The sequence below is a fragment of the Maribacter sp. BPC-D8 genome, from assembly GCF_035207705.1.
GTDB lineage: Bacteria > Bacteroidota > Bacteroidia > Flavobacteriales > Flavobacteriaceae > Maribacter.
Genome location: NZ_CP128187.1, coordinates 3,000,793 through 3,014,510 on the forward strand (window position 1 = coordinate 3,000,793; position 13,718 = coordinate 3,014,510).

Annotated in this window: 12 protein-coding genes and 1 tRNA gene; 4 read left to right on the forward strand and 9 right to left on the reverse strand. The window is 35.4% G+C overall.

Translation table 11 applies throughout. The annotated features are described in order from the left end of the window. Window positions 1–17: 17 nt before the first annotated feature. From QSV08_RS13370 to QSV08_RS13380, 3 genes are all read right to left on the reverse strand, one after another. Window positions 18–105: transfer RNA gene (locus QSV08_RS13370), tRNA-Ser, on the reverse strand. Window positions 106–176: 71 nt separating this feature from the next. Beyond that, entirely contained in the window at window positions 177–1,208 is a 1,032-nt protein-coding gene (locus tag QSV08_RS13375; protein WP_416382005.1) for an asparaginase, read from the reverse strand. Window positions 1,209–1,230: 22 nt separating this feature from the next. Beyond that, window positions 1,231–1,998 carry a TatD family hydrolase gene (locus QSV08_RS13380; protein ID WP_324023884.1) on the reverse strand — a complete coding sequence of 256 codons (768 nt, stop codon included), beginning with the start codon at window positions 1,996–1,998 and terminating at the stop codon, window positions 1,231–1,233. Window positions 1,999–2,035: 37 nt separating this feature from the next. Here QSV08_RS13380 and QSV08_RS13385 point away from each other — a divergent pair, with 37 nt between their 5' ends. Then, entirely contained in the window at window positions 2,036–2,485 is a 450-nt protein-coding gene (locus QSV08_RS13385) for a retropepsin-like aspartic protease (RefSeq protein ID WP_324023886.1), read from the forward strand. Between the two features lie 41 nt (window positions 2,486–2,526). Here QSV08_RS13385 and odhB read toward each other — a convergent pair whose 3' ends face one another. Both odhB and QSV08_RS13395 read right to left on the reverse strand, forming a co-directional pair. Continuing rightward, window positions 2,527–3,747 (reverse strand): 2-oxoglutarate dehydrogenase complex dihydrolipoyllysine-residue succinyltransferase, encoded by a 1,221-nt coding sequence (gene odhB, locus QSV08_RS13390; RefSeq protein WP_324023888.1) that lies wholly within the window; start codon window positions 3,745–3,747, stop codon window positions 2,527–2,529. A gap of 25 nt (window positions 3,748–3,772) precedes the next feature. Then, a complete protein-coding gene (locus QSV08_RS13395) occupies window positions 3,773–6,568 on the reverse strand; it encodes a 2-oxoglutarate dehydrogenase E1 component (RefSeq protein ID WP_324023889.1) in 2,796 nt (931 codons plus the stop codon). A gap of 117 nt (window positions 6,569–6,685) precedes the next feature. Here QSV08_RS13395 and QSV08_RS13400 point away from each other — a divergent pair, with 117 nt between their 5' ends. Both QSV08_RS13400 and QSV08_RS13405 read left to right on the forward strand, forming a co-directional pair. Next, window positions 6,686–7,201 (forward strand): alpha-ketoglutarate decarboxylase, encoded by a 516-nt coding sequence (locus QSV08_RS13400; RefSeq protein WP_324023891.1) that lies wholly within the window; start codon window positions 6,686–6,688, stop codon window positions 7,199–7,201. A 35-nt stretch (window positions 7,202–7,236) separates the two neighbouring features. Then, window positions 7,237–8,340 carry an acyltransferase family protein gene (locus tag QSV08_RS13405; protein WP_324023893.1) on the forward strand — a complete coding sequence of 368 codons (1,104 nt, stop codon included), beginning with the start codon at window positions 7,237–7,239 and terminating at the stop codon, window positions 8,338–8,340. 7 nt (window positions 8,341–8,347) lie between these two features. Here the strand turns inward: QSV08_RS13405 and QSV08_RS13410 are convergent, their stop codons facing one another. From QSV08_RS13410 to QSV08_RS13425, 4 genes are all read right to left on the reverse strand, one after another. After that, window positions 8,348–8,701: a hypothetical protein gene (locus QSV08_RS13410; protein ID WP_324023895.1), complete on the reverse strand. Its 354-nt coding sequence runs from the start codon at window positions 8,699–8,701 to the stop codon at window positions 8,348–8,350. Window positions 8,702–8,749: 48 nt separating this feature from the next. Further along, on the reverse strand, window positions 8,750–10,021 hold the full coding sequence (locus tag QSV08_RS13415) for a metal-dependent hydrolase family protein (RefSeq protein ID WP_324023897.1): 1,272 nt from the start codon (window positions 10,019–10,021) through the stop codon (window positions 8,750–8,752). A gap of 76 nt (window positions 10,022–10,097) precedes the next feature. Further along, window positions 10,098–11,114 carry a UDP-glucose 4-epimerase GalE gene (gene galE, locus QSV08_RS13420; RefSeq protein ID WP_324023899.1) on the reverse strand — a complete coding sequence of 339 codons (1,017 nt, stop codon included), beginning with the start codon at window positions 11,112–11,114 and terminating at the stop codon, window positions 10,098–10,100. A 44-nt stretch (window positions 11,115–11,158) separates the two neighbouring features. Then, window positions 11,159–12,313: a DegT/DnrJ/EryC1/StrS family aminotransferase gene (locus tag QSV08_RS13425; protein ID WP_324023900.1), complete on the reverse strand. Its 1,155-nt coding sequence runs from the start codon at window positions 12,311–12,313 to the stop codon at window positions 11,159–11,161. A gap of 89 nt (window positions 12,314–12,402) precedes the next feature. Here QSV08_RS13425 and QSV08_RS13430 point away from each other — a divergent pair, with 89 nt between their 5' ends. Then, window positions 12,403–13,650, forward strand: coding sequence for a 3-deoxy-D-manno-octulosonic acid transferase (locus QSV08_RS13430; protein WP_324023902.1), 1,248 nt, complete (start codon window positions 12,403–12,405; stop codon window positions 13,648–13,650). Window positions 13,651–13,718: the final 68 nt, after the last annotated feature.

The window sequence follows — 13,718 nt, forward strand, 5'->3', positions numbered from 1 at the left end:
AAAGTAAAACTTACTTGCAGAGAGGAAGGGATTCGAACCCTCGATACCCTTTTGGGGTATACACACTTTCCAGGCGTGCGCCTTCGACCACTCGGCCACCTCTCTAAGATACCTTTTTTAAGGGTGGGCAAATAACAAAAAAAATATTAGTTTAAAAAATTAAACCACTGTTAAATTTACACCATCTCTCCTCGTAAAGAAGTCTCAAAAACAGTTTTGAACAACTCATGAGAGACACCACTACCAAGCAAGTACATTGCCTTTGTAATAGCAGCCTCAGTTGTAATATCCTTACCGTTAATAACTTGCATTTTCTTAAGTCTAGAACTGGTTTCATAATGCCCCATCATAACGGCACCGCCAGAACACTGAGTTACATTAATAATATGTATACCTTTATTTATTGCATTATTTAATTTCTTTAAAAACCATTCTTCCATCGGCGCATTTCCAGAACCATATGTCTCCAAAACTAACGCTTTTAAATTTTCAGTTTGCAAAATTGCATCGATAACATTTTTGTTAATTCCCGGAAATATTTTCAAAATAGCCACATTATCGTCCATATTTCTGTGAGATTTTAACGTTAATTTTCTTTTTTGAGGGAATAAATATTCATTAAAAACGGTCAAATGCACTCCCGATTCAATTAAATGAGGGTAATTTAATGACGCAAAAGCTTGAAATTGCTCTGCATTTATCTTCGTAGTTCTATTACCACGATACAATTTATACTCAAAATAGAGTCCGACTTCTTGTATAACTGGCTTACCTTTTTTATACAAAGCAGCAATTTGTATGGCAGTTATTAAATTTTCTTTGGCATCGGTTCTCAAATCTCCAATTGGTAATTGCGAACCAGTCAATATTACAGGTTTTGTTAAATTTTCAAGTAAAAAGCTTAAAGCAGAAGCTGTATAACTCATAGTATCACTACCATGTAATACTACAAAACCATCATACTCATTATATTTCTCCGTAATAATATCAGCTATTGTCACCCAATGCGTAGGATTCATATTAGATGAATCTATGGGGTGCTCGAAAGAAAAACTAGATATGGTACAGTCTAATTGATTTAGCTCAGGTATATTTTTCAACAATTGCGAAAAATCAAAGGCTTTTAAAGCTCCTGAGGTATAATCTTTCATCATACCAATAGTACCACCTGTGTATATTAATAAGATATCTCTTTTATCTATGCTCAAACCTTTGACTTTAAGTTGATTATTAAATTCCGAAAACTTCTTTAGAGTTCTTCGTAGTCTCTATAGCTATTTGCTCATTGGGTACACCATGAATGTCTGCCAACTTCTCAAGCACATTAACGATATAAGCACTTTCATTTCTCTTACCTCTATAAGGAGCAGGTGCCAAATACGGCGAATCGGTTTCTAGTACAATATGCTTAAGATCTATTTCTTTTAAAAATGTATCGATTTTACCATTCTTAAAAGTCACTACACCACCAATACCCAACTTCATATTATATGATATCGCTTTTTCTGCCTGCTCATATTTACCAGTAAAGCAATGAAAAATTCCTCTTAAATCATCTCCTTTCTCCTCCTCTAGTATTTCAAAAACCTCATCAAAAGCATCTCGACAATGAATAACGATAGGCAATTTATGCTTCTTCGCTATTTGTATTTGTTTTCTAAAAGCAATTTGCTGTTCTTTCAAATACTTCTTTTCCCAATACAGATCAATCCCTATTTCTCCAATCGCATAATAGGTATGCTTACCCAACATTTCTTCAACATGCGCTAGCTCATCTTCAAAATTTTCTTTCACATGCGTGGGATGCAAGCCTGTCATTAAGAACATATGACCCGGAAATTCTTTTTCTAAAGCCAACATACTTTCTGTATAGGTAGAGTCTATAGCAGGAATAAAAAAACGTTCTACTCCTAAATCAATGGCTTTCTGTATTGCTTCTTTTCGGTCATCATCGAAAGCTTCGCTATATAAATGTGTATGCGTATCGGTTATTATCATGCCACAAAAATAGGCTTATCTTTGAAAAAAATGAATTATGAGTACCCTCAAAAAATTTTTGAAGGATAAAGATTACGTGCGCATACCCTTAGTTTTAACTGCTACCGACCATTTTGAAATATATGCAGAGATAAATTCTGTACCTGGACGGTTTATTTTAGATACAGGAGCTTCTAATACTTGTATTGGCATGGACCGCATTGACCATTTTAAACTAATTTCTGAAGAATCTATAATCAAAGCTGCAGGCGCGGGTGCAACCAATATGGAGACGCTGGTCTCCAAAAAGAATACGATTACACTAAACTCTTGGCGGTATAAAAAGCTAGAGATTGTATTATTCGACTTAAAACATGTTAATGAGGCTTTAACTGCACATCATGCAGAACCAGTAGACGGAATAATAGGAGCTGATATTCTTAAAAAATCGAAGGCAATTATAGATTACAATAAAAAGTGCATCTATTTAAAAAAGAAAAAGCGTTGAGATTACCCAACGCTTTTCACATATATCAAAAATTAGAAAATTTACATTTCTAAAGCTTTCTTTACATTATTATCCATCAACAATTCTTCAGGATTTTCTAAAGCTTCTTTTATAGCTACCAAGAAACCAACAGATTCTTTACCGTCAATTATTCGGTGATCATAAGAAACTGCAACATACATAATAGGTGCGATCGCAATAGCTCCATCACGAGCAATTGGTCTTTCAACAATATTATGCATACCTAAAATAGCACTTTGTGGCGGATTGATAATTGGTGTAGATAACATAGAACCGAATACACCACCATTAGTAATAGTAAATGTACCACCTGTCATTTCATCAACAGTAATTTCACCTTCACGTGCTCTAATCGCTAATCTTTTAACCTCAGCTTCAACACCTCTAAATGTTAAGTTTTCAGCGTTACGAATAACGGGCACCATTAATCCTTTTGGTCCAGAAACCGCGATACTAATATCACAGAAATCATAAGAAACCATTTCTTTACCGTCAATCATAGAATTAACAGCAGGATACATCTCTAATGCTCTAACCACAGCCTTTGTAAAAAAGGACATAAATCCTAGTCCAACACCATGCTTACTTTTAAAGTCCTCTTTGTACTTATTTCTAAGTTCAAAAACAGCACTCATATCTACTTCATTAAAAGTAGTCAACATTGCAGTTTCGTTCTTTGCAGCCACTAATCTTTCGGCAACTTTTCTACGCAACATTGATAGTTTTGAGCGAGACTCACCACGGTTACCGCCAGTTGGCGACCCCATAGAAGGCACAGCACTAACTGCATCTTCTTTAGTAATTCTACCATCACGACCAGAACCAGAAACAGATTTACTATCTACTCCTTTTTCATCCAATATTTTCTTTGCCGCTGGCGAAGGAACACCAGATGCATAAGTTTCTTTTGCTTTAGCAGGTTGAGGAGCTTTCTCTGTCTTAGGCGATTCTTTCTTCTCTTCTTTCGGAGCACTAGATGCATCTGTCGCACCTGCTGGTTTAGCAGCACTTGTATCTATTAAACAAACAACAGCACCTACCGCAACAGCATCACCTTCTTCTGCTTTTAGTGTAATTATACCGCTTTCTTCTGCCGGCAATTCTAAAGTAGCTTTATCTGAATCCACTTCGGCAATTGCCTGATCTTTTTCTACATAATCCCCATCTTCAACTAACCATTCCGCAATTTCCACCTCTGTGATAGACTCTCCCGGCGAAGGGACTTTCATTTCTAGAATCATTCTTTCTATAATTTGATATGTTATATTATTTTTTAGGTTTGGACATATTGTCCTTTGTCTTGTCAAAAACGTAATCTATAACTTGCTGATGACGCGCTTTAGAACGAACAGAACTACCAGCTGCAGGTGCGGCGTAAAAACGCCTAGATGCAACTCTGAATTTCTGAGTTTCACTAAAATGCATTAACATATGACTCCAAGCACCCATATTTCTAGGTTCTTCTTGTGCCCATACAATATCATCTGCATTTTTATATTTCGCAATTGCTGCCTTCATTTTCTCTTCTGGCACAGGAAACAATTGCTCCACTCTTACCAAAGCTACATCTTCTCTTTTATTTTCTTCTTGTACTGCTAAAAGATCATAATAGAATTTACCTGTACAGAAAACTAAGCTTTTTACTTTCTTAGGATCCGCAGCTTCATCATCTATCACCTCTTGAAATCCACCATTAGTTAAATCTGATACTTTAGATACAGCTTTAGGGTGTCTCAATAAACTTTTAGGAGTAAAAATGATAAGCGGCTTTCTAAAATTAGCTTTCATTTGTCTACGAAGAATATGGAACATTTGTGCAGGTGTAGTTACATCTGCTATGTACATGTTATCTTTCGCACACAATTGTAAGTAACGCTCCATTCTAGCAGAAGAGTGCTCAGCACCCTGACCTTCATACCCGTGTGGCAATAACATTACCAGTCCGTTTTGAAGTTTCCACTTATCCTCAGCAGCAGAAATATATTGGTCGATCATAATTTGAGCTCCATTACTGAAATCTCCAAATTGCGCTTCCCAAATAGTTAATGTATTAGGGCTTGCCATGGCATAACCATAATCAAAACCTACCACACCATATTCTGACAAAAGTGAATTATAAATCTGAAATTTAGCTTGCTTTTCAGATAACTGATTTAGCAAAATAACCTCTTCTTCACTTTCTTCTACTTTCATTACCGCATGACGGTGAGAAAAAGTACCACGTTCAACATCTTGTCCAGACATACGTACCGCGAAACCTTCTTCTAACAAACTACCATAAGCCAGTAGCTCTCCCATAGCCCAGTCAAGTTTATCCGCTTCAAAGTACATATTGTAGCGATCCTTAACCAGTTTTTCAACTTTACGCAAAAACTTCTTGTTTGTAGGTAAAGCTGTAATTACTTTGGCAATTTTATCAAGTTTTGTTTTAGCAAATGTGGTCTTTATAGGATCCATCATTTCCCATTCACGAACATTTTCAAAACCTTTCCATTCATCTGCCATGAACGGTGTAATTACAGTTTTGTCTTCTTTTCGAGAATCTTCCAATTTCTCTTCTAGAGAGTCCTTGTATTGTTTTTCTAATTGAGCAACATAGGTATTATCAATAACACCTTCTTGCATCAATTTCTCTGCATAAATATCTCTAGGATTCTTATGCTTTGAAATTGCTTTATATAATTTTGGCTGAGTAAAACGTGGCTCATCACCTTCGTTATGCCCATACTTTCTATATCCAAGTAAATCTATAAATACATCACTTTCAAATCGCATTCTATATTCTAATGCAAAAAGAGACGCATGAACTACCGCTTCTGCATCATCAGCATTTACATGTAATACCGGACTCAATGTTACCTTGGCAACATCTGTACAATAGGTAGATGTTCTAGCATCTAAATAGTTTGTAGTAAAACCTATTTGATTGTTCACCACTATATGTATGGTACCACCAGTTTTATAACCGTCTAAACCTGCCATTTGAACTACTTCGTAGACCAAACCTTGACCAGCAATAGCAGCATCACCGTGTACTACAATAGGTAATACTTTAGAAAAATCATCATAATAATGCGCATCTTGTTTAGCCCTAGCTATACCTTCAACTACTGCACCAACAGTCTCTAAGTGAGAAGGGTTTGGAGCAATGTTCATTTTGATTTTATTACCGTTGTCAGATTTTCTATCAGAGGTCCAGCCTAAGTGATATTTAACGTCACCGTCAAAAATCTCTTGCTCATAATCTTTACCATCGAACTCACTAAAGATATCTTTTGCAGATTTACCAAAAATATTGGTCAGCACATTCAATCTACCACGGTGAGCCATACCCATAACAAATTGCTTAACACCCATTTCTGCTGCGCGTTCAACAATTACATCTAAGGCAGGTATCAAAGATTCATTACCTTCTAATGAAAACCTTTTTTGCCCTACATATTTAGTATGTAGAAAGGTTTCAAAAGAAATAGCATGATTTAACTTCTTAAGAATATGTTTTTTTCTATCAGCCTCAAAATTCGGATGATTATCGTTGACATTGATCCAATCTTGTATCCACTTTACACGCTCTGGCTTTCGTATATACATATACTCAACACCAATAGCATCGCAATAGATACTTTGTAAATGCCTAACAATCTCTCTTAACGAATTTGGACCTATACCAATTATATCACCAGCATTAAACACTGTTTCAAGATCAGACGTTGAAAGTCCGAAATTTTCAATCTCTAATGTAGGCTCATAATGTCTTCGCTCACGTACCGGGTTAGTTTTCGTAAATAAGTGACCTCTGCTTCTATAACCGTCAATTAAACGAATTACCTGAAACTCTTTTTGTAGAGATTCTGGCATTTCACTTTTGTTGCCGTTTACTAAAACTGTAGTTCGATTCTCATCAATTTCAAGTTCATCAATTGAACTTTCCATACCAAAGTCAAAACCTTGAAAAAAGGCTCTCCAACTTGGCTCTACACTATCCGGATTCACTAAATACTTATCGTATATCTCTGAAAAAAAAGAGGTATGAGCGGTATTCAAAAAGGAATATTTATCCATGAATTACTTTCTGTATCTTTAGAATAAATTTCTAACAAAAATACAACATTTACAATATCTAACGATAGAATGCCATGTATTATTGAAAAAAATGAAACTTTAAAACAAAATTATCATATGAGCTTAAAAAAATTAATTTTTATAGGGTTAGCAACATTTAATATCACTTTAGCACTAGCTCAATCGTCAAATAATACTTCTGCTTTTTTGGATAACGTTAGATTTGGCGGAAGTATTGGCTTAGGATTCACAAATAATGGCTTCAATGGTTCAATTTCGCCAAGTGCGATATATCAATTTAATGACCAATTTGCATCTGGCGCAAGTTTAAGCTTCAATTACGCAAAGTTCGATGAAGACAAATTTTTGGCTTATGGCGGTAGTGTTCTATCTCTTTTTAACCCCATACCACAAATTCAAATGTCAGCCGAATTTGAGCAACTAAGAATTAACAGAACAATTGCCACCCAAACAATCGACGTAGAAGATAATTATTGGTTACCAGCATTCTTTATAGGTGCCGGTTATAGCACAAGAAATGTAACAGTTGGTCTTCGATACGATTTACTCTATAATGATAATAAAAGTATTTATGGTAATGCACTAATGCCGTTTGTACGTGTTTATTTCTAAAATTCACTACCTTTCATAGTACCAAACCAACCACAATGAGTACACTTAAAAATAGATATCTTTCGCTGGATGTCTTTAGAGGGATGGATGTCGCCCTAATGATTATTGTTAACTCCCCCGGAAATGGCGATACCAGTTTTGGAATTTTAAAACATGCTGTCTGGAACGGATTCACACTTACCGATTTAGTCTTCCCTACTTTCTTGTTCGTAGTCGGTAATGCCATGAGCTTTAGTATGAAAAAATACGAAGCTGAAGGTAGTGGTGCCTTTTTAAAGAAGGTCTTTAAACGTTTTTCTATAATTTTCTTACTAGGTTTTTTAATGTATTGGTTTCCATTTTTTGAAGATGGCGGATTAAAACCAATTGCCGAAACCAGAATATTTGGAGTATTACAACGAATTGCATTATGCTACTTATTTGCATCAATTCTACTTCATTATTTTAAAACAAAATCTGTTCTAATTTTTAGCGCCCTGGCTTTAGTGGGGTATCATATTATATTATTGGTTTTTGGCGACTTGTCGTTGACAGGTAATGCAGTATTAAAACTTGACGAATTTCTTATTGGCGCAGACCATATGTACCATGGTAATGGCGGTGTTGCTTTTGACCCTGAAGGATTACTAAGCACCTTACCTGCCATAGTAAATGTTATTGCCGGCTACTTTACTGGTAAATTCATTCAAAAGAGTGGTCAGAATTTCGAAACCATTGCCAAACTCATTATGGCTGCCGGTCTTTTAATTATCGTAGGATTTGCTTGGGATTTAATATTCCCATTCAACAAAAAACTATGGTCAAGCTCTTTTGTATTGTTAACTAGTGGAATTGACATATTTGTAATAGCTGTTTTAATCTATCTATTAGATATGTCTAAACCCGGAAAATGGACTTATTTCTTTGAAGTATTTGGCAGAAATACGCTATTCATTTATTTATTATCAGAACTGTTCATTATCAGTTTGGCAGAGATCACTATGAAAGGCACAAACGCTTATAATTGGATTGCAGACAATATATTCATCGCCACAGCAGGAGACTATTTCGGCTCGCTGCTATTTGCCTTATGGATTATGCTTACCTGCTGGCTTGTTGGCTATATTATGGATAAAAAAGGAGTATATATAAAAGTGTAGAACAACATTATTGATATCGATTGCGATACCACACTTTTTTATACTCTCGCTTTAAAATTAATAATGTAATCTGATCCGCTACATCAACAGTATCGGTGATTTCAATATTATGAAATGCACTTTCTGGAATATCTATGATGTACATTAAGTTTAGATATTCAGCAAAATGCTCCATCATTAAATAATATACCTTCTCACGAATAAGCGTTATAAACTCAGAATGCCCAATTGTTTCAGGTATTTGCAGGGGAATATTAGCAAGAACAAAATCTTTCTCTACCTGATGTTTCAATTTATCAAAAAGAGAATCACCAATAGCAACCTGCATTAATTGCTCACTATTATCAACATTTAACTTCATGTCACACCTACATTCTTTACTCCACCAAACAGAAAGTAATTTGAGATATTATTGCTTATACACAACCCCCTCTTTCATAACAAAAACTACATCTGTCAATGTTTCTACATTATCTAAAGGATTTTCATTTACAGCAACAATATCAGCTATATAGCCCTCTTTAATTTGACCTAATTCCTTTTCACCTAAAAGCATTGCATTTGTAATTGTAGCAGAACGTAATGCCTCTATAATAGGCATACCTGCTTTGTGCATATAAACAAACTCTTTTGCATTATCTCCGTGAGGTGATACCCCAGAGTCTGTACCAAAAGCCATGCTCACACCTTTTTTATATGCCTTTTCGAATGTTGCTTTTAATTTAGGTCCGATTTCCAAAGCTTTCTTAGCTACTACAGGTGGCAAGTAGTTAGGTATTTTCGCCAATCTAGCTGCTTCTTGACCTGCAGATATTGTAGGCACCATAAAGGTATTATGCTTAATCATTAACTCCATCGTTTCCTCAGACATTAATGTACCGTGCTCAATAGTTTTAATTCCTCCTAAAATTGCTCTTTGCATACCTTCATCACCATGTGCATGAGCTGCCGTAAGCATACCATAATCATTAGCTGTTTCAGTAATAGCTTTTATTTCTTCGATAGTAAACTGCGGATTTTGACCGCTTTTCGCAACACTTAAAACCCCGCCAGTAGCCGTTATTTTAATAACATCTGCACCTTCTTTATAACGTTGACGAACGGCTTTTCTACCATCCTCCGGAGAATTAACAACTCCTTCTTTTGGTCCTGGATCACCCATTAACTCATTACTTCTACCGTTAGTTGGATCTGCATGACCACCTGTAGAAGCAAGTGCTTTACCCGCTGTAAAAATACGCGGACCAACTACAATACCTTTATTAATAGCATTTCTAAGTGCAATATTTACCCCCGAACCACCTAAATCACGCACGGTTGTAAAGCCGGCCATTAATGTTCTTTTTGCATAAACTGTAGATTCAAATGCAATATCGGCTTCATTCATGGTAAAAGCCTCTAAATATCTTGACGGACTTGATTCGCTTTCAATATGAACATGCATATCTATAAAACCTGGTAAAACGGTCTTAGATTTTAAATCTACCACCTGATCTTGTTCACTACCAACTACATAACCATTTTTAATTTCTGTAATCTTATTACCTGAAATAATGATTGTTTTCTCAGACATTATTTTACCTGATTCCACATCAACAATTTTACCGCATTGAAGATATGTATTTTGAGCTGTAGCTACTGTAAAAGACAGAAGCATAAGAAGAAATAATGATTTTTTCATAAGAGGTGGTCTTTAAATTGAATAAGGGGAAATATAGCTATATTTCCCCTTATTTATATCGTTAAACCTGAAAAAATCAGTCACGTATTTTCTGTTCCCAGATCCACGCGTAATTCATGGCTTCTTCTAAAGTATATTCTGCTTTCCAGCCTAACACTTTATTAGCCTTTGTTGTATCTGCGTAAGCACTAGTGATATCACCAGGTCTTCTATCAACTATTTTATAATTCAATTTTCTGCCAGAAACTTTTTCAAAACTTTTTATAGCCTCTAATACAGAACTACCAGTACCGGTACCTACATTAAAAACTTCAAAATTAGATTCGTTTTTTCCGTTCAGCAAACGCTCTAGAGCAACCACATGGGCTTTAGCCAAATCTACTACATAGATATAATCTCTTATACATGTGCCATCTGGTGTAGGGTAATCATCACCAAAAACAGATAACTGATCTCTTAATCCAATACCAGTTTGGGTAATAAATGGCACCAAGTTTTGCGGAACACCTATTGGCAATTCACCAATCTCTCCACTTGGGTGTGCACCCATTGGGTTAAAATAACGTAATGCAATTGCATTTAAACTAGGAGTAACTTTACAGGTATCTGCAATAATCTCTTCGCCCATTTGCTTGGTATTACCATATGGCGATTCTGCAACCTTAACAGGTGCATCTTCTGTAATCGGCATTTTATCTGCCTGACCATAAACCGTACAAGAAGAACTAAAAATAAAACTAGCCTTGTTCTTTTTACAAAGCTCTTTTAATACATAGACCAACGTACCAATATTGTTCTCATAATATAACAATGGTTTCTCAACACTTTCACCTACAGCCTTAGATGCAGCAAAATGTATAACACCTGCAACATCTTGATAGCGTTGAAAAAAGTCTTCAACCTTATGTTTTTCTTTTAAATCTAACTTTTCATAAAGCGGCTTTTTACCCGTGATAGCTTCAATACCATCAAGTACATTTTCATCAGAGTTAGAGCAATCATCTATAATGACCACTTCGAACCCTTTGTTCTGAAGCTCCACTACTGTGTGCGAGCCTATAAAACCTAATCCGCCTGTTACTAATACTTTCATTTATAATGCTGTTTGAACGTTATCAAATTTAAAAAAATACACCACTACCCATTAACAAACCCGATAATTAACTCCGTTATATAGTTAATCTGTTCTTCATCTAATTCTGTATGCATCGGTAAAGACAGTACTTCTGTCACCAATTGATTCGTTACCGGAAAATCTTCTTCTTTGTAACGATCATCTAGATAAGCTTTCTGCTTGTGTAACGGAATTGGGTAGTAGACACCAAAAGGAACTTCATTTTTAGCTAAAAATTGTCCTAGTTCATCTCTTTTACCATTTGTAATTCTCAAAGTATATTGATGAAAAACATGACAATCGCAGACATCGCAAATGCCTTCACAATTATTTACCGTTACCGGAGTAATAATATGTTCCTGACCCTCAAATGCTTTTGAATATGCACGGGCAGCATTTCTTCTTGCATCGCAATACCCATCTAACTTCGGCAATTTAGCTCGTAACACTGCTGCCTGTATAGAATCTAATCTTGAATTTACACCAACTACATCATGGTGGTAACGTTCGTACATACCATGATTAACAATACCACGTAAAGTATGTGCTAGCTCATCATCATTGGTAAAAATTGCACCACCATCGCCATAACACCCTAAATTTTTAGAAGGAAAAAAAGATGTAGCACCAACATGACCCATACTACCTGCCATATGTTTTGAACCATCTTTAGAAAGATATTTTGCTCCAATCGCCTGAGCGTTATCTTCAATAACAAACAAATCGTGTTTTTTAGCCAACTCAAGTATCGCATCCATATTGGCACATTGACCAAAAAGATGAACGGGAACTATAGCTTTCGTTTTTGGTGTTATCGCTTTTTCTATAGCTTCTATATCAATATTAAAGGTATCTGGATAAACATCTACCAAAACCGGAGTCAATTGTAACAATGCAATAACTTCTACTGTTGCAGCAAAAGTAAAATCTGCCGTAATAACCTCATCGCCTGGTTTCAAACCTAAACCCATCATTGCAATTTGCAAGGCATCGGTACCATTGGCACATGGTATCACATGCTTAACCTGAAGATAATCTTCCAACTCTTTTTGAAAAGCATGAACCTCTGGTCCGTTTATAAATGCCGACGTTTCTAAAATTTGAGTTATAGAAGTATTTACTTGATCTTTAATTTCTTGGTATTGACCACCTAGGTCTACCATTTGTATTTTTTTCATCTGTTGTAATTACATGAAGTCATACAAAAATACGAAACAGACGACACTAATTTTATGGAAGAAACGTAATTTAGCCCAAAAGCATCAGTTTGTACTTTCTTTATAACCTTATCGTCATAAGCGCATCTGCCATTTTAAAGGTATTGGCATTGGTGAATTCTAAACTATCGTTATTTGTAAATGGAAGAAAAGAAACTATTTCTTTAATTAATAAATCTATTTCAATAGAAGATAAAGTTATTTGGATTCATGCAGCATCGTTAGGTGAATACGAGCAAGGCTTGCCTGTTATTGAACAATTAAAAATTCATCACCCTACATATAAAATAGTACTTACCTTTTTCTCCCCTTCAGGGTACGAAGTAAAAAAGAATAGCAAAATTGCTGATGTTATTTGCTACCTACCTATGGACACGAAGAGGAAAGTAAATTCTTTTTTAACGGCTGCACACCCCGATATCGCCATTTTTATTAAATATGAAATATGGCCCAACTACTTAAATGCGTTAAAAAAAGCTGATACACCCACATTTTTAATCTCAGCAATATTCAAAGAAAACCAAACTTATTTTAAGTGGTATGGTGGTTTTATGCGCAGCGCATTACAGAACTTCTCACACTTTTTTGTACAGAATGAAAAATCAAAAACATTATTAAATTCCGTAGGATATACTAATGTAACCATTGCCGGAGATACTCGTTTTGACAGAGTAAGTGAAATAGTAGAACGTGACAATGAATTAGATTTCATGAAGCGTTTTAAGAATAACCAATTTTGCTTTGTTGCCGGAAGCACATGGGCGGAAGACGAAAAAATAATCATAGAATACATCAATAACAATATACACCCAATCAAGTTTGTTATAGCGCCGCACACTATTAAAGACAATCATATTCAAGAAATAATTCAATCTATAAATAAAAAGGTTGTTCGTTTTACAGAATTAGAACATAGCAGTTTAGAAGATAGTGATGTCTTAATCATTGACACCATTGGTCTTTTAACCAAAATTTACAGCTATGCAGATATCGCATATGTAGGTGGCGGTTTTGCTACAGGCCTACACAATACATTAGAGCCTGCGGTTTTTGGTATACCCGTAATTATCGGTCCGCAGTTTAAAGGGTTTGCCGAGGCGGAAGAATTAGTACAACTAGGCGGAGTCATTTCTGTAAAAAACAATAGTGAATTTCAAGAGCTTGTAGACAAGTGCTTTAAGCATCATGACTACAGATTAAAAATCGGGCAAATCAATACAGACTACATCAAAGAAAAGGCCGGCGCAACCAAACGTATTATTTCTGAATTAAATTCAGTTTTAACCTTAAATAATTGAATAATTATCAGTTAACCCCTGCTATATTATTTAATAAATCATTTTCATAACTATCAGTTATTGTATAG